This window comes from Roseivivax sp. CAU 1761, from assembly GCF_054482755.1.
Genome location: NZ_JBTLRM010000002.1, coordinates 103629 through 126036 on the forward strand (window position 1 = coordinate 103629; position 22408 = coordinate 126036).

Here is a 22408-nt window from a genome sequence, read left to right on the forward strand (position 1 = left end):
CCTCGCGGTCGAGGGCGTGACCCGCGGTCGCCCAGAGCCCGGACCCACAGCGCGGAGTGCGAAGCGCCGCGGCCAACGAGACGCGGCGTGCGGGCGTCTCGCTATGCCACCCCCGGATTGCGTCTGCACAGCGCGCCAGGCCGGGCGCGGATCGTAACACGCCCGACGACCCCTCAAGGATCGTCGCGCGGGAGGCCGTGCTATTCCGCGGCGTGGCTTTCCGCGCTGGGATCGACCAGGGTGCGCCAATCCACCTCCTTGGGATAGACGCCCTCGTGCGAGGCGATCCGGGCCTGCGGCACGTCGGCCTCGGTGCCGATGGCGCGGCCGCCCTCGGCGACCTTGGCGGCGGCATCGACCATCAACCGGCGGAATTCCACGATGGCGAGGTCGGAGGCGCCCAGCGTGTCGGTGTGGCGCGCCACCCGGCTGCCCATCGACACCCACATGATGATGTCCTCGTTGGGGATCCCGGGCACGCCGGTGAAATGGCCCTCCTTCATCGCCTCGCGGTCCTGCAGGAAGTCGTTCTCGAGCGTGCGCTTGCTGCGCCATTTGTGGTCGACATCCTCGCCCGGGACGGCGTGGTTGAAGCGGCGCCATTCTTCGGTCGAGGGCACGTTCGGCCCGCCCCAGGCGATGAAGTGGAAGGCGGATTCATCGTCGTTGATGGGCACGATGACGCTGGCCACCTTGTAGTTGTTGTTCGGCGGGATCAGCGAATAATACGGCGCGATGAATTCCGTGATCCGCAGGTAATTGTGGGTCCGGGCGTTCTTGATCGGCTTGCGGATGGCGGCGTAGTGGAAGCCGTAGCTGGTGGTCTCAGTCTGCATCCGCGGCGACTTGTCGGTCGAGGGCCGGTACCACGACTTGTCGTCCGACGCGGCGCCCTCGACCCGGGCCGGCTTCATCGTCGAGGAATGCAGCGACGAGCTGTGTGCGCTGTCGATCTGGCCCTCGTGGATCTGCGCCCAGTTGGCCGGCACGCGGATCTTCAGGATCGAGACCGGCGTGTCCTCCTCGGGCGCGAAGGCCGGCGGCTGGAAGTCCGGCATCTCGTCACGGTCGCCGAGCCAGGCCCAGACGAAGCCGCCCCATTCGCGCACCGGGTAGGACCGCGCCTTGACCTTGTCCTTGAGCGGGCTGCCCTCTGGCTCAGACGACATGGCGACGACATTGCCGTCCACGTCCATCTTCCAGCCGTGATAGAGGCAGCGCAGGCCGCAATCCTCGTTGCGACCATAGACCAGCGAGGCCTTGCGGTGCGGGCAGAGCTCGTCGAGCATCCCGAGCCGGCCCTTGGTGTCGCGGAAGGCGACGTAGCTTTCGCCCAGAACCTCCACGCGGAGCGGCTTGCCGTCGGGCTCGGCCACCTCCTCCATCAGGCAGACGGGCGTCCAGTGCTGGCGCATCAAACGGGCCATGGGCGCATCCCCGGTGACCCGCGTCAGGAGTTCGTTTTCCTCGTGTGTCAGCATGTCTCTCTCCTACGAACCCGGCCGTCTCGGCAGTATCTTGGGTATATTCTTAGCAATCTAAGTTTATCGGGTCAAGTCTGGGTTGTGGGCGCGTCCGCCCCCCTTGGCGGCGGGCTCAGCGGTGCAGCCAGCCCGACAACCGGCGCTGCAGGAAGGGCAGGATCAGCCCGGTCGAGAGCCCGGTGAGACAGAGCGCGATCAGGAACAGCGAGGCCGGGGTCGGCACGCCCTTCAGCAGCGCGCGCGAGGCGTAGACCAGCGCCACCAGCGGCGGATAGACCGCCAGCATCGCGAGCGCCCAGCGTTTCCAGAAGGCCGGCGGGCCGGCCCGGCGGGGGGAGGTCGGTTGCGTCACAGATGGTCCTCTCGTCCTCTGCCCGTCGGGGCCCGTGCGCGCCTGGCGCCGGGCCCCGCAGCGGCCGCGTTCAGCCGGCGGCCTTCTCGGCCGCGGTGCCGCGCGCCTGCAGGGCGCAGCGCACCAGCAGGACCGCGATCACCGCGATGCCCAGCAGCGCGATCATCTTGAACGGCAGCACCGCGACCACCGCGGCCAGCGACAGGGCCAGCCGCTCGATCTGGCGCAGGGTGACGCCGACGCTGCCCTCGATCGAGATCGCGATGGCCGCCGTGGCGAGGATGCCGCCGGTGACCGCGATCAGGTTGCTCAGCGGATCGGCCAGAAGCAGCAGGCCGGGATTGCTGACGAAGGCGAAGGGCAGCAGGAAGCCCACCGCCGCGAGCCGCACCGCCGAGAAGGCGATCTTGAACGGATCTTCGTCGGCGATCGCCGCCGCCGCCAGCGCCGCCACGGCGATCGGCGGGGTCAGCGCCGAAAGCACCGCGAAGTAGAGCAGGAACATGTGGCTCTGCAGGACCGGGAAGCCGAGCTTGGCCAGCGCCGGACCGACCAGAACGGCGGCCAGAATATAGGCGCTTGGCGTCGGCATGCCGAGGCCGAGGATGATCGTCACCACCGCCGCAATCAGCAGGGTCACCGCCGGCTGGGCGTTGCTGATGGTCAGGATGACGTTGGCGGCCTTCATGCCGAGCCCGGTCATCGACAGCCCGCCGATCACCAGACCGGCGGCGGCGCAGGCGCCGGCCACCGGCAGGATGCGCAGCGTGGTCTCGCCCAGCCCCTCGACGATCTGCCACGGCGAGAGCCGCGTGGCCCTGAGCAGCATCGAGGCCAGCACCGCGCCCAGCACCCCGATCCCGGCGGTGAAGGTCGGCGAATAGCCCGCCACCAGCGCCGAGACGATGCCGATGATGGGGATCAGGAAGACCCAGCCGGTGGCGAAGGTCTGCCGCGCGGTGGGGATCTCGTCGTCCGAGGGCCGCAGGTCGTGGCGCACGGCGCGGAAATGCACCTGGGTGAAGACGCCCAGATAGTAGAGCAGCGCCGGCACCAGCGCCGCCAGCACGACCTCCTGGTAGGGCACGTTGGTGTATTCGGCGAGGATGAAGGCGGCCGAACCCATGATCGGCGGCATGGCGCTGCCGCCGGTGGAGGCCGCGACCTCGACGGCGGCGGCAAAGCGCGCCTTGTAGCCCAGCCGCTTCATCACCGGGATGGTGATCGAGCCGGTGGCCACCACGTCCGAGGTCGGGCTGCCCGACATCGTGCCGTAAAGCCCCGAGGAGATCACCGCGATCTTCGCCGGCCCGCCGCGCGAACGCCCGGTCAGGAGCGCCGCGACGTTGAAGAAGAACTCGCCGCCGCCGGCCTTCGACAGGAAGGTGCCGAACATCACGAACAGGAAGACGTAGCTCGCCACGACCTGGATCGGCACCCCGAAGACGCCGTCGGTGGTGAAGACGAGGATGTCGAGCAGGTAGGAGAAGTCGCTCACGCCGTGCCCGAAGGGCGGCGGCAGCAGATAGCCGTAGAGATTGTAGATCAGGAACAGCACCACCACGCCGGTGAGGCCGAGCCCGGTGGTGCGCCGCGTCGCCTCGAGCGTCAGCGCCAGCAGCGCGGTGCCGAAGAACAGCTGCGCCGGGGTGAAGGCGTGCAGCAGACTGATGCGGTCGGAGATCGCGCCGGCATTGACGAAGAAGTAGACCCCGCAGGCCAGGCTCAGCGCCGACAGCGCCCAGTCGTAGAGCGGGACGCGGTCCGGCGCGGTCTGGGTGGCCCCGATCGCGACGAACATGATGGTGTAGATGCCGCACACGAACAGGATGCCCAGGATGAGCGGATCCGAGATCGTGAACAGGTTCGCATAGATCACCCACGCCGCGAAGATCGCTGCGACGACGATCAGGACTCGCTGCGAACCCGCCGCAAGCTTGCGCCTGCGGCCGGTGGCGACGAGGGAGCCGATCACTGGATCAGGCCCGCTTCCCGGTAGGCCTTGGCGGCACCCGGGTGGAAGTCGAGAACGCTCGGCGTGGCCAGAAGCTCGGGCGAGAGCTGCTTCATCGAGCTGTGCACGGCGCGCACCTCATCGACGTTCTTCACCAGCGAGCTGGCCAGCGAATGGGCGGTCTCTTCCGGCATGTCCGCGGTTGCGACCAGAAGCGCGCCGAGCGCCGAGGTGGTCACGTCGGCCTCCTGGCTGGAATAGCTGCCGGCGGGGATCGTCATGGTGCCGGTGCCGAATTCGACATTGGTGGCCTCGACGATCTCCTGCGGCACGGCGAGCAGCACGACGTCGCTGTTCTCGTCCACCGAGCGGAAGGAGGAATGGTTGATGAAGATGCCGTTGGTGATCATGTCGAGCCGGCCGTCCTGGATCAGGTCGGCCTGTTCGTTGGCCCCGGCGCGCACGAACTGGCCGCCATTCTCCTGGATCACCTGCTCGGTCACGCCGGCCTCTTCGAGCATGAAGAGCGCCACGTTCGAGGTGATGTTGCCCGAGCGGTTGATGCCGATGCGCAGCGGCGCGCCGCTGCCCGCGATGTCGTCGAGGCTGTCGATGCCGTATTCCTGCGCCATCGAGGCCTCGAGGAAGAAGTGCATCGGCGCCCAGTTGTACATGTAGCCGATGGCGCGCATGTTCTCGATCGGCGCCTGGAAGGGCTCGCCGCCCTGCAGGGCGATCTTGGCCTCGGCGTCGTGCAGGAGGCCCAGATCGGTGCGGTTGCTGCCCAGCAGGCCAATATTGGCGAAGCCGCCGCCGGTGGCCTGGTAGGTGACCACCGAATCCGGGTCGTCGGCCTTGGTGGCGCGGTCGATGCCGGCGCCGAGGAGCGACCACAGGCCGCCGGGATTGCCGCCGGACAGCGTGAGGTTGACCGGCTCGGCGATGGCGGCCGGGGCCGCCAGTGCCACGCCGAAGGCAGCCGCGAGTGTGGTGAGCTTCATGTTGTCCTCCCTTGGGGGCCGCGCCGGATCAGCCGGACGGCGATACCTCGTTTCGGGTGCGCCTCCTTCGCACACGCAGAAACTTAGACGTCTATGTTTGTACCGAGGCGCGCGGGGTCGAGTCAATAACTTAGATATCTTATTTTATGGCGGCGACGGGGCCCGGACCCGGCACGGTCCGGCGCCCGCGCCAGGGCGGGGGATCAGGCGGGCGGGGCGTCGGGGATCAGATGCCGGCCAGCGACCGGGTGGCCGGAACCCGCAGCCCGCGCGACGCGGCCTCCTTCTCGTCCTCGCCGAGATTGCGGATGATGGTGCTGAGGGCGTGCCGCAGGGTCTTCACCTCGGCCGCCGACAGACCGTCGAGCGCCAGCTCGTTGGTCTCCACCGCCAGCGGCTCCAGCACGTCGCGCAGCTGCCGGCCCCGCTCGGTCAGGAAGGCGTGCTGGCGGCGCCGGTTGTTGCCGACCTTGCGCCGCACGATCAGGCCCAGCTCCTCCATCCGCAACAGCGCGGTATGGGTGGTGGGCTCGGTCAGCTGTGCCCGCTCGCTCAGCTCGCGCTGGGTCAGCCCGTCGCTCTGCCAGAGGATGCGCAGGAAGATCCATTGCCCGAAGGTCACGCCCTCGCCGGTGAGCCGCAATTGCAGGGAGCGGTTGAAGGCGCGCGCCGCCAAGCGGATCAGGCGCGCGATGCGCTCCTCTTCCCAGCCGCTTTCCGGCCCCGCCGGGCCCGTGATCTCCGCGTCGCTCATCGCGTGGTCCATCCGTTCTCGTCGCGCGCCCCGGCCGGACGCCGGGCCCTGGCAAGGCTGGCCGCCCTGCCCCAGGCCGGCAAGCCCGCCCTTCGTCGCGCCCCGCGCGGCCAGTGCGGTCAGTGCGGGTCGGTGCGGTCAGTCCTGGGTCATGCCCGCGGCCATCGCCTCGCTGTATCCGCCCAGGATGCGGACATCAACGACCACCGTCCGGCCGTTCTGCGCCGCCTCGGCGGCCTCGGCCAGCACCGCGCCCAGATCCTCCATCCGCGCCACCGGGCCGAAGGCCAGCGCGCCCTGGGCGCGGGCGATGGCGGCGATGTCGATGTCGGGATCGGCGATCGCCTGGCCCACATGCTTGTTCTCCACCGGCCGGCCGCGGTCGCGCGCCACCCGCTCCTGATGCACCTCGTCGTTGAAGTAGGAGCGGTTGTTGGCCACTACGATCAGCAGCGGCACGGCGTGTCGGGCCGCGGTCCAGAGCGCCGTGGCCCCCATCAGGAAATCGCCGTCGCCCAGCACCGCCACCGGCAGCCGGGCGCTGCCGTGGTCGCGCAGCGCCAGCGCCGCGCCCACCGCCATGCCGGGGCCCGAGCCGATGCCGGCGCCGCCATCGTAGCCCAGATAATCGAGCGGGTCGCGGAAGTCGCAGAGCGCGCCGTTCCAGCTCAGCGTCAGGCGCAGATAGCTCGGCCGGTGCGCGGCCACCGCATTGTCGAGCGCAGAGGCCAGGCTGTCGATGGAGATCGGGCCGCTGGCGCGGGGCGCCGCAGCGGCGCGCGCGGGCAGCGGCGTTTCGGGCGCGTCGAGCCCCGCCTCGGCGCAGAGCGCCGCGATGGCGGCGTCGGGCGTCGTCAGCAGCGTCAGGTCCGAGGGCGGCTGCGCCTGGTGGTCGAGCGCCCAGCCGTTCTGCATCAGGGGTTCGGGCGTCACGTTGACGATGCGCGCGGTCTCGGGCGTCAGCCCGGCCTGATCCAGCGTCCCGGCCGGGTCGACCCAGTCGAAGGACACGACGAGGTCGGCCGCGGCGATCACCTCGGCGGCTTCGGGCGACAGGAAGTAGCCCGGCGCACCGGCATGCAGCGGATGCCGGGTCGGGAAGGCGGCGGCAGTCTTGATGTCGGTCACCACCCGCGCGCCGAAGCGTTCGGCCAGCGCCACCCGGCGGTCCCAGGCGGCGCGGTCGCGGTTCACCCGGCCCATCAGGAAGACCGGCGCGGCGGCCGCCTCCAGCAGCTCCAGAAGCCGCGCCGCGTCGGCCGGCGCCACCTCGGGCAGCCGCGGCACGGCGTGGCGGGCGGGGTCGGGCAGCGCCAATTCGGCCTCCAGCGGCGCCTCCTGCACGCTGACATCGAAGCAGACATAGGTGGGCGCCATGGGCGGCGTCGCGGTGATCGTCGCCGCGCGCATCATCGCCGCCAGCGACGCCCGGAGCGAGGCCGGCTGGTCGTCCCACTTGACGTAGGGCCGCACCACCGCGGCCTGGTCGCGCGAGGTGTGCAGCCAGTCGATCCAGGGCCGCCGCTTCGCCGCGTCGACCGGCCCGGTGGCGCCCCAGACCAGCATCGGCACCCGGTCGCACCACGCGTTGTAGAGCGCCATGGCGGCGTGCATCAGCCCGACATTGGCGTGCAGGATGACCCCGAGCGGCGTCTCGGTGACCTTGGCCCAGCCATGCGCCAGCGCCACCGCGTGCTCCTCATGCAGGCAGAGCAGCATCTGCGGGTCGCGGTTGCCGAGATGGTTGACCAGGCTGTCATGCAGGCCCCGGAAGCTCGATCCCGGATTGAGCGCCACATAGGGCGTGCCGAGCCGCCGCATCATCTCGGCCAGGGCATCGCTGCCGTAGCGGGCCGTGGCCTCGGACGGCACGGGGCGGTCGATCTCGTCGCGCATCGGGGGCTCCTCCCGCGGGCGCCGGCCTACTGGCCAGCGAGGTTGATGTGGATGTTCTTCTCGTGGGTGAAGGACAACAGCTCGCCGATGCCCTCCTCGCGGCCGATGCCCGACTTCTTGACCCCGCCGAAGGGCGCGCCGAGGAAGTGCCGGCCGACCTCGTTGATCCAGACGAAGCCGGCCTCGACCCGGTTGGCGGCGCGGTGCGCGGTGGCCAGATCGCGGCTCCAGATCGCGCAAGTCAGGCCGACGTCGAGGCCGTTGACCTCCTCCAGCATCGCCGCCTCGTCTTCCCAGCGGCGCACCGCGAGAACCGGGCCGAAGATCTCCTCGCGCGCGATGGTCATCTCGGGGGTGACGTCGGCAAAGATCGTCGGCGCGACGAAGCAGCCCGCGGCCAGCGGCCCCTCGGTGACCGCGTGGCCGCCGGCGACCAGCCGCGCGCCCTCGGTCTTCGCGGTCTCGATGAAGCCCATCACCCGGTCGAAATGCGCCCGCGAGACCAGCGCGCCCATGGTGGTGGCGGGATCGGTGGGCAGGCCGGGGCGGAAGCGCGCCACCGCGTCGGCCAGCCGGTCGATGACCGCGTCGTGCAGGTCGGCATGCAGGAAGGCGCGGCTGGTGGAGCCGCAGGATTGTCCGCACCAGCCGAAATTCATCCCCGCGACGATGGCGTTCGCCACCTTGTCGGGATCGCTGTCGGGATAGGCGATGAAGGCGTTCTTGCCGCCGAGCTCCAGGAGCACCGGCTTGATCGTGTCGGCGGCGGAGCGCATCACCGCGCGCCCGGCCGCGACCGAGCCGATCAGCGTCACCTTGGCGACGCCCGGATGCTCGGCCAGCGCCGCGCCGGCCTCGGTGCCGCCGGGCAGCACGCCGAAGACCCCCGCGGGCAACAGCCCGTCGACCAGTTCGGCCAGCCGCAGCGCCGAGAGCGGCGCCTGCACCGGCGGCTTGATCAGCACCGCGTTGCCGGCGGCGAGCGGCGCGGCCATCTTGCCGCCGCAGAACATGAAGGGATGGTTGAAGGCGAGGATCCGCGCCACCACGCCCAAGGGCTCGCGCGCGGTCAGGTTCACCCGTTCGGGGCCCATCGGGATGGTGTCGCCCTTCATCTCGGTCACCAGCCCGGCGAAGAACTCCATCTGCGCCGCCGCCACCAGCGCGTCGCCGCGCATCTCGGTATAGGGGTTGCCGCAATTGGCGGCGTCGAGCATCGCCAGCTCGTCGCCGTGGCGGCGCAGCAGGGCGGCGATCTCCTTCAGGATGCGCGCGCGCTCCAGCGGCGCCACGTCGCGCCATTCGCGGAAACCGGCGCGGGCGGCGCGCACCGCGGCGTCGACATCGGCGCGCCCGGCCTCGGCGACCCGCGCCAGCGGCCGGCCGGTGGCGGGGTTCACGGTCTCGGCATAGCTGGCGGCGGCGGGCGCGTGCCAGCCGCCGCCGTAATAGAGCGCGCGGTGCTGCGGCAGCACCGTCTGCGGATCGGGCGGGGTGCCGTCGGGCATGGTCGTGTCCTCCCTTTTCCGGGCGCCGGGCCGATGCGGCCGCGCCCGGCATGTGTCGGCCTTCCGGCGCGCCCGCCTCCCCGGGCGCGCCGGAAGGGTCAGGCGGCGTCGCGCTCCAGAAGCTGGAGGAACCGGGCGCCGGACATGACCTCGCGCATCGGCAGGTCCTGCTGGCGGGCGTCGAGCTCGACATCGTAGCTCAGGCCGCGTCCGTCCCAGAACCACCAGTAGACGACCTCGCCCTGTTTGTCGCGGACCGGCATCCGGAAGGTCGGGAAGGCGCGCTGGTCCTCGGGAATGTCGAGCCGCGCCACCGCCGCGCACTCCGCCCCGGCCTGGCGCAGCGCGGCAGCCAGCGGGATCATTGCGACGAAGCGGGTCGGCCCCGCCGCCAGCGCTTCGAGATCGTCGGGCCGGGTCTCGTGGGTGCCCTCGAGCGCCCGCACCACCGGCGGATAGCTCGGGTGGCGGTGCGTCACCTGAGCATAGGCCAGTCCCCGCGCCGTGCGGATCTCGACCAGGTCTCCGGGTTCGAATTCGGTCATCGGACCCTCCCTCAGAGGCTGTAGGCTTCGTGCGTCGACGGGTGGAACAGCTCGTCCAGCCCGACCCGCCGCGGCGACAGGCCCTGGGCGTGGTGGTAGTCGAGAAACTTCTCCAGCACGTGGGCATTGTCGGCCACGCCGTAGGTCCAGGGATCGGCCCCCATCAGCGCCTGCGCGCGGTTCAGGTTGTCCTCCACGAAGGGCATGGTGACCTTGGTGGCCGAGGTGTCCTGCAGCGCCTCCTGGGCCAGCCGCTTGGCCTCCGCGAAGGCCTTGACCAGCGCGCCGGGCAGCCAGGGATGGGTCTCGGCCAGCGTCCGGCGCACGCCCAGGACGTGCATGATCGGGAAGATCCCGGTGCGGCGGTAATAGTCCTCGGCGGCGCCGACGCTGTCGGCGAAGAGCCGCCCGACATGCGGGTGCCCCTCGGCGAAGCAGCGCGGCCAGCGCGGGCCGATGAAACCGTCGATCTCGCCCGCCTCCAGCATGGCGTTGAGCGTGGCGCCCTCCGGCGCGGCCTCCACGGTGACGTCGGCGGGCAGGTCGACCTTGATCTTCTCGGGCCGGCCCGGCGTGTCCATGCCGCCGCGCACCCAGGTCACGTCGGAGGGCCGGACGCCGAAATCGTCCTCGAGGATGCCGCGTACCCAGACATTGGCCGAGAGCTGGTATTCGGCGATGCCGATGCGCTTGCCCTTCAGATCCTCGGGCCGCGCGATGCCGCGATCGGTGCGGATATAGACCGAGGTGTGGCGGAAGGCGCGGCTCAGGAAGATCGGCACCGCGACGTAATGCGGATCGCCGCGCGCCACCGAGATCGAGTAGGACGACAGCGACAGCTCCGAGATGTCGAAGGCCTGATGCCGGAAGGCGCGGAAGAACATCTCTTCCGGCGACAGCAGCATCGGCACCGGGTCGACCCCGTCGATCCGGGCGCGCCCGTCGACGATCGCCCGGGTGCGGTCGTAATTGCCCATGGCGATGGACAGTGTCAGCTCGCTCACGCGTGGTCCTCCTCGTTCCGTGTTCCGCATTGCCGCGTCAGGTCGATTGCCGCGCCGGTCTCGGCCGAGCGCAGGATGGCGTGGCAGACTTCGAGGCTGGCGCGCCCCCAGCGGCCGGTCTGCGCCGGCGCGCGGTTCTCGCGCACCGCGTGCCAGAGCGCGTCGATGACGCTGCGCCGGGGCACCGCGTCGGGCGGCAGGGTCAGCATGCGCCGTTCGGTGTCGCCGAAGATCTCTACCCCGTCCGGCGTCAGGCGCAGATCGGCGCGGTCGCAGCAGACAAGCACGGGGCCGAAATGTTCGTGATGCCGCGCCGGGGCCAGTTCGGCGCCGGCGCCGTAGGTGCGGGTGGTCTTGAGCCGCGCCTCGGCCGCGGCGTCGAGCCCGGCCAGCGCGCGGCGCGCGCGGCCATAGCCCTCGGGCGCCTTGTCCTGGCCCAGCTCGGCCACGTCGCCCATCCAGATGTCGCTGTCGAAATGCGCGTAGCCCGAATAGGTCAGCGTCGCGAAGGCGCCGCCTTCGAACTGCATCAGTGCGGCATAGGCGCCCTCGGTCGGCCGCGCCGGATCCCAGGCGCCAGTCAGCGCAGTGATGCGCCGTGCCCGGCCGCCGCAAAGGAGCCGCACGATGTCGATCTGGTGCACGCCCTGGCTGAACAGCACGCCGCCGCCCTGATCGGTGCGCAGCTCCTCGGGCCGCCGCGGGCGGTAGAGGAAATCGGTGTAGTTGAAGGCCTGCACCATGCGCACCGCGCCGACCTCGCCGGACTCGATGAGCGCCCGGGCCTGCATCACCGGTGCGTCGAAGCTGTGGCTCGGCCCGACGATCAGGTGCACGCCGGCCTCCGCGGCGGCCGCCACCATGCGGTCGGCGTCTTCCATCGTGACCGCCAGCGGCTTGTCGACGAGGATGTGCTTGCCGTGCTTTGCCGCTGCCGCGACATGGTCGGCATGCATCTGGTGCGGGGTCGCGACATAGACCGCCTCGACCGCCGGATCGGCGGCCATCTCGTCGACGCTGGCATAGCCGGTGCCGCCGAACTCCGCCGCGAAGGCGGCGCGGCTTTCGGCGCGCGGCGCCGCCGCGGCGACCAGCGTCACCCGCGGATCGGCGCGGAACGACGGCAGGGTGAGCATGAAGGCGCGCCCCAGCCCCGCCACGCCCAGCCGCAGCGGCTCAGAGGTCAAGGACGAGGCTCCCTGACTTCGCCCGGGACACGCAGATCATGATGTGATCGTCCTGCTCGTCGTCGCGCAGCACCATGTCGCGGTGATCCGGCTCGCCCGAGATCAGCCGCGTCTTGCAGGTGCCGCAGGTGCCGCTCTCGCAGGAGCTGGTGGTGGCCACCCCGGCATCGCGCAGCGCCTCGAGGATCGAGCGGTCCTCGGGCACGGTCACCGTCCGGCCGGATTTCTCCAGTGTCACCTCGAAGGCGGTGTCGTCGGCGCGCACCACCTCGACCGGCTTGAAATCCTCGAAGTTCACCCGGCCCTCGGGCCAGTGCCCCGACACCGCCTCGATCTCTTCCATCAGGGGGCCGGGGCCGCAACAATAGACGGCCATGTCCTGCGGCTCCTCGAAATGGTCCCAGAAATCGTAGGCCTCGTCCGGATCGCCGTTGTCGTGATGCACCGTGAGCCGGTCGCCGAAGGCCTCCACCATGTCGTCGAGATAGGCGGTCTCGTCCTTGCTGCGGGTGCAGTAGATCACCTTGAACGGCTTGCCCTCGCGTTCGAGATGCTGCGCCATGGCGTAGATCGGGGTGATGCCGATGCCACCGGCGATCAGCAGGTATTCCTTGGCCTCGGTGAGCGGAAAGCTGTTCTCGGGCGGCTCGATGCGCAGTTCGGTGCCCTCCCGGGCGTCGTCATGCATCGAGGACGAGCCGCCGCGCGACTCGGGCTCGCGCTTCACCGCGATGCGGTATTCCGACGGCGCGGCGCCGTCATTGACCAGCGAATAACGCCGCATGGCGCCCGACGGGGTCTCGACGGTCACGTGGGCGCCGGGCGTGAAGGCCGGCAGTTCGGCATCGCCCACGGGGCTCAGGGTGAATTCGCAGATATGCGCGGTCAGAGCGCGCCGCGCGGCGACGCGCATGGTCAGATTGTCCATTCCGATGTCTCCTCGTCAGGGAGCGGCGCGCCCGCGAAAAGCGGCGCAGTCCGTTTGGACGCCACACTACTTAGATCGCTAAGTTTATGTCAACCCCTCCAAGCGAGCCGGGCACACCGCCCTCCCGAGAGGGAGCGGTGCCAATTGATTAGGCGGCGAAACCGCTTTGCTCAAAGCCCAATCCGGCAGGCGTCACTGCACTTGGCTGGGCGACGCGGTGACCCGGCGAGGAGGGCGAACGGCGCCGCCGGTGCGTCCCCGCCTAGGCGACGCGCCGGAACTCCGCAGGGGCGGCGCTCGGCGCAGGTCACACTGGCTGGGGGGGCGCCGCGCTGACATGCGCGACCTGGCCCCCCTATCCGCTCTGCGCAAGATCCGCGCTGAGCGCCGCGTAGACGCCGCGCAGTTCGGCCAGACCCTTGAGCCGGCCGATCGCGGGATAGCCGGGCTGGGCCTTGCGGGAGAGGTCGTCGAGGATGTCCTGGCCGTGGTCGGGGCGCATGGGGATCGAGTGGTCGGCGCGGCCGGCGGCGCGGCGACGCGCCTCCTCCGCGACCACCGCGGCGATCAGCGCCACCATGTCGGTGTCGCCGCCCAGATGCTCGGCCTCGAAGAACGAGCCGCGCAGCGCGGCGCTCTCCCGGCGGACGTTGCGCAAATGCAGGAAATGCACCCGGTCGCCCAGCCGCCGCATCATTCCCGGCAGGTCGTTGTCGGGCCGCGCGCCGAGCGAGCCCGAGCAGAGCGTCAGCCCGTTCGCGGGCGAGTCCACCGCGTCCAGCAGCCAGCGCGCATCGGCTTCGGTCGACATCACCCGCGGCAGGCCCAGCAGCCCGAAGGGCGGGTCGTCCGGGTGGCAGCAGAGCCGCATCCCGAGTTCCTCGGCCAGCGGCACCACCTCGGAGAGGAAGTCGGTGAAATGCGCGCGCAGCCGTTCGGCCGGGATCGCGTCGTAGGGGGCGAGCCGCGTCCGCATGTCGTCGAGCGTCATGCGTTCGGCGGCGCCGGGCAGGCCGAAACCGATGGTGCCGGCCAGCTCCGTGCGGCGGCCCGCCGCCATCGCCGCATAGCGCGCTTCGGCGGCCGCCGCGATCTCTTCGGGGAAATCCTCCGCGGCGCCGGGGCGGGCGAGGATATGGATGTCATAGGCGGCGAAATCGACATAGTCGAAGCGCATGCAGGTCGCGCCGTTGGGCAGGCGGTGGGCGAGCTCGGTGCGCGTCCAGTCGAGAACCGGCATGAAGTTGTAGCAGATCACCTGCAGCCCGGCCTCGGCGAGATGGCGCAGGCTCTGGCGCCAGGCGTCGAGATGGGCGCGCCAATCGCCGGTCTGGGTCTTGATGTCCTCGGAGACCGGCAGGCTCTCGACCACTTCCCAGGCGAGGCCGCTGGGCCCGCCGTCGCGCATCCGCCCGATCTCGGCCTGCCGCCGGGCGATCTCGTCGCGGCTCCAGACCGCGCCGGTGGCGACGTGGTGCAGCGCCGAGACCACGCCCTCGGCCCCGGCCTGGGCCACGTCGTCGATGCTGACCCGGTCCTCGGGGCCGAACCATCTCCAAGTCTGGCGCATCTCGCTCTCCCTTCAGCAGCAGAATCCGGCCGCGGCCGGGTCGCCTTCGGTCATAGCCGGAAGTGATTCTGTTGACTAGTATGGAAGTATGGAGCATGGTCGGCGCCGAGGGAGAGAGATACCATGCCGTTCGCTGCCGAGATGCCGATCCGGATGACCGCGCCCGCGGTGCCGCAGCTTCATGCCGACCTGCGCCAGCGCATCATCCGCAACGAGATCGCCCCCGGCGAACGGCTGTCGGAATCCGAGGTCGCCGCGGCCTATGCGGTGAGCCGCCAGCCGGTGCGCGAGGCCTTCATCCGGCTCGCCGCGGAGGGGCTGGTCGAGGTCCGCCCGCAGCGCGGCACCTTCGTCGCCAAGATCTCGGTGGCCGCGGTGATGGATGCGCGCTTCGTGCGCGAGGCCAGCGAGGCCGACATCGTCCGCCTGCTCGCCGCCCAGCCCGATGCGGCGCTCGACCGCGAACTGGCGCGCCAGCTCGAGGACCAGGCCGGGGCCGCCAGGGGCGACGCCGCGCGCTTCATCGCGCTCGACGAGACCTTCCACCGCACCCTGGCCCGCGCCGCCGGGCACGAGGGCGTGTTCCGCCTGCTCGAAGGCCTGAAGGCGCAGATGGACCGGGTCCGCTTCCTGCGTCTTATGCGCTTCCCGATGGACGAGATCCTGGCCCAGCACCACGCCATCGCGCGCGCCATCGCCGCGGGCGACCCGGAGGCCGCCGAAACCGCGCTCCGCCGCCACCTGCGCGAGATCCTCAAGGATCTGCCCGACGTGGAGGCGGCCCGCCCCGACCTGTTCGACCCCGGCGCCTGACCGCGCCGCCACGCTCTCTGGGAGGAGACACCATGACCAGATCCCTGACCTTCGGCCTGATCGCCAGCCTGCTCGCCGGCACCGCGCTGGCACAGGAGCACACGCTCAGCGTCAACACCGCGCTGGCCACCTCCGACCCGCTCTTTGCCGGGCTCGAGGCGTTCCGCGACAACGTCGCCGCCGCCTCCGACGGCCGGCTCGAGGTGCGGCTCTTCCCGAACTCGCAGCTCGGCCCCGACGAGGACGTGCTGGAACAGGCCCGCGCCGGCTCCCCGGTGGCGGTGATCGTCGATGGCGGCCGGCTCGCGGTGTTCCAGGAGGAGTTCGGCGTCCTCGGCGCGCCCTTCCTCGCCTCGGGCTATGACGGCATCCGCAAGATCGTCACCTCCGAGATGTTCGAGGGCTGGGTCGACGCGCTGGCCCAGAATGCCGGGCTGCAGGTGCTGAGCTTCAACTGGTGGCAGGGCGAGCGGCATCTCCTGACCAACAAGGAGATCAACACGCCGGCCGATCTCGAGGGCATCCGCATGCGCACCCCCGGCGCCCCGGTCTGGACCGGCACCATCGCCGCGATGGGCGCGACGCCCACGCCGATGCCCTGGGGCGAGGTCTACCCGGCGCTGTCCTCGAACGTCATCGACGGCGCCGAGGCGCAGTTCCCGGCCATCGTCGGCGCCAAGCTCGACGAGGTCATCAGCCACGTCACCAAGACCGGCCACATCAACCTGATCACCGGCATGGTGACCTCGCAGGGCTGGTTCGCCTCGCTGCCCGAGGACCTGCAGACCATCCTGCGCGAGGAGGCGCTGAAGGCCGGCGATATCGCCTCCGAGGGCACCCGCGACTCGCTCACGGGGATCGAGGCGCAGCTGACCGAGGCCGGCATCTCGGTGCGCGAGATCGACGTCACCCCGTTCAAGGAAGCCACCGCCAAGGTCTACGACGACCTGGGCTACGGCGCCCTGCGCGAGGAACTCCAAGCCCTCGCCGCCGAGTGAGCCGCCGGGGCCGGGCTCGGGGCGCGACCCCGCGGCAGGCCCCGGCCCGACCACCGCATAAGGCCCGCGAGGCCGGACCTCCCGGCGGCCGGACCCCGCTCCCGATGCGCGTGCCACGGCCTGCGCTCCGGCTCCGCCGAACCGCGCCGCGCCGGCCAGACCGGCGCCCGCTCCCAATCCGGTGGTGACCGGAGAGGATCCAACCGGCCGCTGCGGAGGGCGCAGGCCGCGCCCCCCGCCCCACACCCCTCGACCGACCCGGAGGATGCCATGCCCGGTTTTGCCGGTAGACTCGAATTCGCGCTCGGCGCGGTGCTGCTGGCGGTGATCACCGCGCTGGTCTTCGCCGCGGCGGTGATGCGCTTTCTCGGCCAGCCGCTGATCTGGTCGGTCGACCTCGCTCAGCTGCTCTTCGTCTGGCTGTGCTTCCTCGGCGCCACGCGGGCAATGCGCGAACGCGCGCATCTCGGCGTCGACATCCTGGTCCGGCTCTTCCCCTACCGCCGGCGGCTCTGGATCGAGACCGCGCTCTCGGCGCTGATCCTCGGCTTCCTGCTGCTGCTCGCCCATCAGGGCTACAAGCTCACCATGCTGAACTGGCAGCGGATCTACGGCGATTCCGGGCTGTCCTATGCCTGGGTCACCATGGCGGTGCCGGTCGGCGCGCTGCTCCTCACGGTGTCGATCTGCGCCAACCTCGTCCAGGCCTGGCGCTCCGCAGGCGCCGAGCGGCTGGTCTTCACCCGCACCGCCGGCGATCCCGTCACCGGCCCGTCGGAGGTCTGAGCATGGGACTGATCTCGCTCGCCTTCGTGCTGCTGATGGTGCTCGGCGCGCCGGTGGCCTTCGCCATCGGCATCGCCGGCTTCGTGTTCTTCCTCACCTCGGACGTGATGCCCCTGTCGATCGGGGTGCAGAAGATCGCCACCGCCTCGCAGAGCTTCCCGCTGCTCGCGGTGCCGTTCTTCGTGCTCGCCGGCCACCTGATGAACGAGAGCGCCATCACCGACCGGCTGTTCCGCTTCTCCCGCGTCGCGGTGGGCTGGATGGCCGGCGGTCTGGCGCAGGTCTCGATCATCCTGTCGACGCTGATGGGCGGGGTTTCGGGCTCGGCGGTGGCCGATGCGGCGATGCAGGCCCGGGTGCTGGGTCCGCAGATGCTGCGGAACGGCTATTCCAAGGGGTACACTTCGGCGGTGATCGCGCTGTCCTCGCTGATCACCGCCACCATCCCGCCCTCGATCGGGCTGATCCTCTACGGCTATGTCGGGCAGGTCTCGATCGGCCGGCTGTTCCTTGCCGGGATCGTGCCGGGTCTGCTGATGATGGTCTTCCTGATGGTCGCGGCCTTCCTCGTGGCGCGCCGCCGCGGCTACCGCATGGAGGAGGCCGAGCCGCCCACCGCGCGCGCGCTCGGCCGCGCCGCCTGGGACGCCAAATGGGCGCTGCTGTTTCCGGTCCTGCTGATCCTGTCGATCCGCGGCGGGCTCTTCACCCCCTCCGAGGTCGGCGCCTTCGCGGTGGTCTACGCGCTGCTGGTCGGCCGCTTCGCCCACGGCGTGCTGCGCTTCGACGCGGTGCGCCGCGCCTTCGGCCATGCCCTGTCGGATATCGGCCTGATCATGCTGATCATCCTGATGTCGGGCATGATCGGCTTCGCGATCATCTTCCTGCAGGTGCCGCAGGACGTGGCCGGGCTGCTGCTCGACACGCTGAGCCATCCGCAGGCCGTGGCCGGCGTCATCCTCGCCGCCCTCTTCGTGGCCGGGCTGCTGTTCGAATCCACCATCCTCGTGCTCCTGCTGACGCCGATCTTCGTGCCGGTGGTGCAGTCGGCCGGGGTCGATCCGGTGCATTTCGGCATCCTGATGATGACCGTGGTGACGCTGGGCTCGATGACGCCGCCGGTGGGCGTGGCGATGTTCACCGTCTGCTCGCTGCTCGACACGCCCATCGACACCTATGTGCGCGAGAGCGCGCCCTTCCTGCTGGCGATCCTGGCGCTGATCCTGCTGCTGCTCTTCGTGCCGGGGATCGTGCTGTTCCTGCCCGACCTCGCCTTCGGGTGACCCGCCCGCGCAGGCCGGCGCCGCGCGGCGCCTATGCCGGCGGCGCGCCCGGTCGGTCCGCGGGCGGTCCGGCGGTGATCGGCGGGCCCCAATCGTAGCGCGCATCCGCGTCGACGGGCGCCCAGAAGAGCGGCCCGCCCTGGCGCCACGGGTCGAGCACGAGGCCCGCCTCGCGCGGGGCGCCGCGGGCGCTGATCACCGCGGAATGGTGGATGACACGGAAGCCGGCCGGCGGCGAACTGGCCCAGTGCAGCGACAGCGTCCGGAAGTTCTCCCGCGCCAGCCGGCTGAGCATGGCCTCCGTCCAGTCGTTGCAGAGGCCCTTCTCCCGCAGACCGTGCAGCACCTTGGCATTGTGGACGAGCGGGTGATCGGTCACCTGCCACGCCTCGGCCAGGTGCAGCGGATAGGCCTGCGCGATCTCCGCCGCCCGCGCGGCCTCCGCCCGATCGACCCCCGGGCCGAGCGCCGAGATGGCCCGCGCCAGCGCGGCGACGTCGCCTGGCCGCTCCGGCCCGTCCCCGGGGGCCGCGGCGCAGGCGGCGAGAAGCATCAGCGCGCCGAGCGCGGCAAGTCGGAGGCGGTGCAGCATGACGGTCGGGCGCTCCTTCCAGGTGCCTCCTTTTCCCCGCTGCCGCCGCGCGTGTCCAGCGGGGCGGTGCAGCAGGCCGATGGCGCGCCGCATAGGGGCCGGAAGGGGCATTCCCGGCACGTTCCCGCCCGGCCGGACCGCCGCCGCACGCGGATCAGGAACCGGGCCGCGGGCGCGGTCATTGGCCGGGTGATGACACGGACTCTCCTGACCCTTTCCGCCCTCCTGCTCGGTTACTTCATGCTCCAGATGAGCAACGGCCTTCAGGGCTCGCTGCTCGCCGTGCGGGCCGATCTCGAAGGCTTCGGCGCCACCGCCGCCGGGCTGGTGATGTCGGGCTTCTTCGTCGGCATGAGCGCGGGCTCCCTGCTGGCCGGGCGCCTGATCGAACGCGTCGGCCATGTCCGGACGTTCTCGGCCCTGGCCTCGGTCGCCTCGGCGGCGACGCTGATGCATCTGGTGGTGATCGACCCGGTGGTCTGGGTGGTGATCCGCAGCGTCACCGGGTTCTGCTTCGCCGGCCTGCTGATCGCCGTCGAATCCTGGCTCAACGCCTCGGTGAACAGCCGCGAACGCGGCCGGCTCCTGGCCATCTACGCAATGGTCGGGATGATGGCGGGCGTGGTCGGCCAGCTGCTACTCGACGCCGCCGACCCGCGCGGTTTCCTGCTCTTCGTCGCGGTCTCCATCGGGCTGTCGCTGGCGCTGGTGCCGACGGCGCTGAGCCAGGCCCGGGCTCCGGTCTCGGAGACCGCGCAGGAGCGGCCCTCGATCCGGCTGCTCTGGTCGATCTCGCCCTTCGGCGCGGTGGCCATGGCGATGTCCGGCGCGACGCTCGGCACCTTTTTCGGCCTGGCGCCGGTCTTCGCCCAGCGGATCGGCTTCACCGCCTCCGAGATCGCCTACATCATGGCGGCCGCGACCTTCGGCGCGCTGGCGCTGCAATTCCCGGTGGGCATCGCCTCGGACCGGATCGACCGGCGCTGGGTCTGCATCGCCCTGTCGCTGGCCGCGACGGCGACCATGGCGCTGCTCTCGCAGGTTTCGGTGCAGGGCTTCGCGGTGTCCCTGGCAATCGCCGCGCTGATGGGCGCGCTGCTGCTGCCGACGATCTCCGTGGTCGTGGCGCATATCAACGACCGCGCGCCGCCCGAGGCGCTGCTCGCGGCCTCCGGCGGCATCGTGCTGATGCAGGGGATCGGCGCGGCGGCGGGGCCGTTCCTCGGCGGCGCCGCGATGGACCTGCTCGGCCCGCGCGGCTTCCTGATCACGCTTGGCATCGCGCAGGCGGTGATCGTGCTCTTCGCGGTGCTGCGGCTGATCGTGAACAAGGGCATCGAGCCGGAGGCGAAGACCGCCTACGTGCCGGTCAGCATGACCCCGGTCGAGGGCGAGCTGCACATGCCGGAACTGCCCGCAGAGGATGACAGCGGACCGGACGGCCGGGACCCCGCCCCGGCCTGAGCGCGCCCGCGGCGGTCGCCGCACGGACCGCGGGCCGGCCGTCCAGGCCGCCCGCCCGGGTCACGCGGCGCCGCGCCGTGCCGCCTCGATCCGCGCGATGTCGATCTTCTGCATCTCCATCATCGCGGCCTGGGCGCGGGCGGCGGCGGCGCGGTCGGGATCGGAGAGCGCCGCCATCAGCGCGCGCGGGGTGATCTGCCAGCGGAAGCCCCAGCGGTCGCGGCACCAGCCGCACATGATCGGCGCGCCGCCATTGCCGGTGATGGCCTCCCAGAGCCGGTCGGTCTCGGCCTGGTCCTCGGTGTAGACCTGCAGCGAATAGGCGTCGTTGGGCTGCACCGCCGGCCCGGCATTGAGCAGCACGTAGGGCAGGCCGAGCAGCGTCATCTCCACCAGCTGCACGCCGCCCGCCGGCAGGCCGGGCACGCCCTCGGGGACGCGCAGCACGGTCTGCACGACGCTGTCCGGGAACGTGGCGGCGTAGAATGCCGCCGCCTGCTCGGCCTCGCTGTCGAACCACAGGAAGATTGCGGCCCTCGGCGCGGTCACGGCCGCGTCCCCCGCCACCGCCCGCGGCTCATGCCGCCCCCGGCGCGCTGTCCTCGTAGACCGGGGTGAAGCCGCCCCACATCATGCGCTTGCCGTCGAAGGGCATGTCGAGCTCCTGCCAGCGCGGATCGGCATCCATGCTGGCGCCGCAGCGATCATAGCTCGCCTTGTCGGGCCAGATCATCCAGGAGAAGCAGACGCTCTCGCCCTCCTTGAGCGCCACCGCCCGCTTGAAGTCGGTCTGCGTGCCGTCGGGGATCTCGTCGCCCCAGCACTCCATGATCTGCAGCGCCCCGTAATCGCGGAACAGCGGCCAGGCCTTGCGCGCGCTGGCGATATAGGCGTCGCGGTTCTCGTTCGGGACGGGGGTCAGAAATCCGGCCACGTAGGTCATGTCACGTCTCCCTTGAACAAACTGTGTCGGCACTCCCTGCCCCGCCCGGCCGATCCCGACCGGCGGCCCCGACGCACAGCGCCCGGTCCGGCGCCGGCCGGTCAGCCCGCGGCGGCGGCGTCCGCGGCGGCGTCGCCGGCGGCCGCCGGGTCCATCCAGACGGTCTCCCAGCCATGCCCGTCGGGATCGTCGAAGGCGCCGCCATACATGAAGCCCTTGTCCTCGATCGCCCGGGCCTCGCGCCCGCCGGCCGCGGCCGCCCTGCGGTGGATCTCGTCCACCGCCGCGCGGCTGTCGAAGGTCAGGCAGAGCAGCGCGCCGCTGGTGCTGCTTGCATCGATGATGCGCTTCTCGGTGAAGGTCGCGTAGAAGGCATGGTCGAGCAGCATCACGACGATGGCGTCGGACCAGACCATGGCGCTGGCCTGCGCGTCGGAGAAGGCCGGGTTCTTCTCGAAGCCGATGGCCTCGTAGAAGGCCGTGGACCGGGCCAGGTCGGCGACCGGCAGGTTGATGAAGATCGTCTTCGGCATTGCGGAACCTCCCGAGTCGCGCCGTTCGATATGGACAGGCTACGCCCCGTGAGTTACAAAAAGCAACTATGAAATCACTTAAAGTAACCGAACAGGCGGAAAGCCCCCATGGCCGCTGGTACGGCGATGCCTGCGGCACCGCCTTCGGGCTGGAATTGCTGGGCGAACGCTGGTCGCTGCTGATCGTGCGCGAACTGATGTTCGGGCCGCGGCGCTTCACCGATCTCCGCGCCAGCCTGCCGGGGCTCAGCGCCAAAGTGCTGACCGAACGCCTGTCGGGGCTGGAGGCCAGCGGCGTGGTGGAGCGCCGGACCGCGCCCGAACCGACGCCGGCGCAGCTCTACGGGCTGACCGAGTGGGGCCGCGCCGCCGAGCCGATCATTCTCGAGATCGGCCGCTGGGCCGCCGCCTCGCCGCTGCACGACCCGACCCTGCCGCTGTCGCCGGTCTCGTTCATGCTGTCGCTGCGCACCATGCTGGATGTCGAGGCCGCGCGCGGCCTGACCCTGACAGTGTCCTTCGCCATCGGCAGCGCCGCGTTCACCGCGCGGCTCGCCGACGGCGCCCTGCCGGTCGAAGCCGGGAAACCGCCCGCCCCCGACCTCGGCTTCGCGGCGCCGGCCGCGCCGCCCCTCGCGGCGCTGTTCTACGGCGACGTCCCCGCGGCGGAGGCCGGGGTTCGGGTCACCGGCGATGCGGAGACCGCGCGGCGGTTCATCGCGCTGTTCAATCTCCCGGCGAAGACCGGCTGAGCCCGCCTGCCGCGGCCCGCCTCGACCGCGGGCCGGGCCGGTTGCGCCCCGACGCGGCCGT

Annotated in this window: 22 protein-coding genes; 6 read left to right on the forward strand and 16 right to left on the reverse strand. The window is 71.0% G+C overall.

Features of this window, described 5'->3' with window-relative positions:
• Positions 1-200: 200 nt before the first annotated feature.
• The 12 genes from ACXYMW_RS02240 to uxuA form a co-directional block, all read right to left on the reverse strand.
• Positions 201-1481, reverse strand: coding sequence for a Rieske 2Fe-2S domain-containing protein (locus ACXYMW_RS02240; protein ID WP_459033658.1), 1281 nt, complete (start codon positions 1479-1481; stop codon positions 201-203).
• Between the two features lie 115 nt (positions 1482-1596).
• On the reverse strand, positions 1597-1836 hold the full coding sequence (locus tag ACXYMW_RS02245) for a hypothetical protein (RefSeq protein WP_459033659.1): 240 nt from the start codon (positions 1834-1836) through the stop codon (positions 1597-1599).
• A 70-nt stretch (positions 1837-1906) separates the two neighbouring features.
• Positions 1907-3811 (reverse strand): TRAP transporter permease, encoded by a 1905-nt coding sequence (locus ACXYMW_RS02250; protein WP_459033660.1) that lies wholly within the window; start codon positions 3809-3811, stop codon positions 1907-1909.
• Positions 3808-4791 (reverse strand): TAXI family TRAP transporter solute-binding subunit, encoded by a 984-nt coding sequence (locus ACXYMW_RS02255; RefSeq protein ID WP_459033661.1) that lies wholly within the window; start codon positions 4789-4791, stop codon positions 3808-3810. Before ACXYMW_RS02255 ends, ACXYMW_RS02250 begins: the two co-directional genes overlap by 4 nt.
• A 226-nt stretch (positions 4792-5017) precedes the next feature.
• Positions 5018-5545, reverse strand: coding sequence for a MarR family winged helix-turn-helix transcriptional regulator (locus tag ACXYMW_RS02260; RefSeq protein WP_459033662.1), 528 nt, complete (start codon positions 5543-5545; stop codon positions 5018-5020).
• Positions 5546-5683: 138 nt separating this feature from the next.
• Positions 5684-7441: a thiamine pyrophosphate-dependent enzyme gene (locus tag ACXYMW_RS02265; protein ID WP_459033663.1), complete on the reverse strand. Its 1758-nt coding sequence runs from the start codon at positions 7439-7441 to the stop codon at positions 5684-5686.
• 26 nt (positions 7442-7467) lie between these two features.
• Positions 7468-8949 carry an aldehyde dehydrogenase family protein gene (locus tag ACXYMW_RS02270; protein WP_459033664.1) on the reverse strand — a complete coding sequence of 494 codons (1482 nt, stop codon included), beginning with the start codon at positions 8947-8949 and terminating at the stop codon, positions 7468-7470.
• A gap of 98 nt (positions 8950-9047) precedes the next feature.
• Positions 9048-9494 (reverse strand): hypothetical protein, encoded by a 447-nt coding sequence (locus ACXYMW_RS02275; RefSeq protein WP_459033665.1) that lies wholly within the window; start codon positions 9492-9494, stop codon positions 9048-9050.
• An 11-nt stretch (positions 9495-9505) separates the two neighbouring features.
• Positions 9506-10498 carry an ABC transporter substrate-binding protein gene (locus ACXYMW_RS02280; protein ID WP_459033666.1) on the reverse strand — a complete coding sequence of 331 codons (993 nt, stop codon included), beginning with the start codon at positions 10496-10498 and terminating at the stop codon, positions 9506-9508.
• Positions 10495-11685 carry a Gfo/Idh/MocA family oxidoreductase gene (locus ACXYMW_RS02285; RefSeq protein WP_459033667.1) on the reverse strand — a complete coding sequence of 397 codons (1191 nt, stop codon included), beginning with the start codon at positions 11683-11685 and terminating at the stop codon, positions 10495-10497. Before ACXYMW_RS02285 ends, ACXYMW_RS02280 begins: the two co-directional genes overlap by 4 nt.
• The gene (locus ACXYMW_RS02290) at positions 11675-12613 is read right to left on the reverse strand and encodes a PDR/VanB family oxidoreductase (protein WP_459033668.1); all 939 of its coding nucleotides are present in this window, start codon (positions 12611-12613) and stop codon (positions 11675-11677) included. The genes ACXYMW_RS02285 and ACXYMW_RS02290 overlap by 11 nt, the downstream gene beginning before the upstream one ends.
• Positions 12614-12968: 355 nt before the next feature.
• Positions 12969-14183, reverse strand: a complete 1215-nt coding sequence (uxuA, locus tag ACXYMW_RS02295) for a mannonate dehydratase (protein WP_459033669.1) — start codon at positions 14181-14183, stop codon at positions 12969-12971.
• 123 nt (positions 14184-14306) lie between these two features.
• On the opposite strand from uxuA, the gene ACXYMW_RS02300 reads away from it, so the two are divergent.
• The 4 genes from ACXYMW_RS02300 (at position 14307) to ACXYMW_RS02315 (ending at position 18063) form a co-directional block, all read left to right on the forward strand.
• Positions 14307-14996, forward strand: a complete 690-nt coding sequence (locus ACXYMW_RS02300; RefSeq protein ID WP_459033670.1) for a GntR family transcriptional regulator — start codon at positions 14307-14309, stop codon at positions 14994-14996.
• 32 nt (positions 14997-15028) lie between these two features.
• Positions 15029-15994, forward strand: a complete 966-nt coding sequence (locus ACXYMW_RS02305; RefSeq protein WP_459033671.1) for a C4-dicarboxylate TRAP transporter substrate-binding protein — start codon at positions 15029-15031, stop codon at positions 15992-15994.
• Between the two features lie 270 nt (positions 15995-16264).
• Positions 16265-16780, forward strand: a complete 516-nt coding sequence (locus tag ACXYMW_RS02310; RefSeq protein ID WP_459033672.1) for a TRAP transporter small permease — start codon at positions 16265-16267, stop codon at positions 16778-16780.
• Positions 16781-16782: 2 nt separating this feature from the next.
• A complete protein-coding gene (locus tag ACXYMW_RS02315) occupies positions 16783-18063 on the forward strand; it encodes a TRAP transporter large permease (protein WP_459033673.1) in 1281 nt (426 codons plus the stop codon).
• 31 nt (positions 18064-18094) lie between these two features.
• On the opposite strand, the gene ACXYMW_RS02320 is transcribed toward ACXYMW_RS02315, so the two are convergent.
• Entirely contained in the window at positions 18095-18655 is a 561-nt protein-coding gene (locus ACXYMW_RS02320) for a hypothetical protein (RefSeq protein WP_459033674.1), read from the reverse strand.
• Positions 18656-18847: 192 nt separating this feature from the next.
• Here ACXYMW_RS02320 and ACXYMW_RS02325 point away from each other — a divergent pair, with 192 nt between their 5' ends.
• Complete coding sequence (locus tag ACXYMW_RS02325) at positions 18848-20119, forward strand: MFS transporter (protein ID WP_459033675.1); 1272 nt, start codon at positions 18848-18850, stop codon at positions 20117-20119.
• A gap of 60 nt (positions 20120-20179) precedes the next feature.
• Here ACXYMW_RS02325 and ACXYMW_RS02330 read toward each other — a convergent pair whose 3' ends face one another.
• The 3 genes from ACXYMW_RS02330 to ACXYMW_RS02340 form a co-directional block, all read right to left on the reverse strand.
• Entirely contained in the window at positions 20180-20668 is a 489-nt protein-coding gene (locus tag ACXYMW_RS02330; protein ID WP_459033676.1) for a VOC family protein, read from the reverse strand.
• 28 nt (positions 20669-20696) lie between these two features.
• Positions 20697-21062 carry a DUF1428 domain-containing protein gene (locus ACXYMW_RS02335; RefSeq protein WP_459033677.1) on the reverse strand — a complete coding sequence of 122 codons (366 nt, stop codon included), beginning with the start codon at positions 21060-21062 and terminating at the stop codon, positions 20697-20699.
• A gap of 101 nt (positions 21063-21163) precedes the next feature.
• The gene (locus tag ACXYMW_RS02340; protein ID WP_459033678.1) at positions 21164-21595 is read right to left on the reverse strand and encodes a VOC family protein; all 432 of its coding nucleotides are present in this window, start codon (positions 21593-21595) and stop codon (positions 21164-21166) included.
• A gap of 68 nt (positions 21596-21663) precedes the next feature.
• On the opposite strand from ACXYMW_RS02340, the gene ACXYMW_RS02345 reads away from it, so the two are divergent.
• The gene (locus tag ACXYMW_RS02345) at positions 21664-22347 is read left to right on the forward strand and encodes a winged helix-turn-helix transcriptional regulator (protein WP_459033679.1); all 684 of its coding nucleotides are present in this window, start codon (positions 21664-21666) and stop codon (positions 22345-22347) included.
• Positions 22348-22408: the final 61 nt, after the last annotated feature.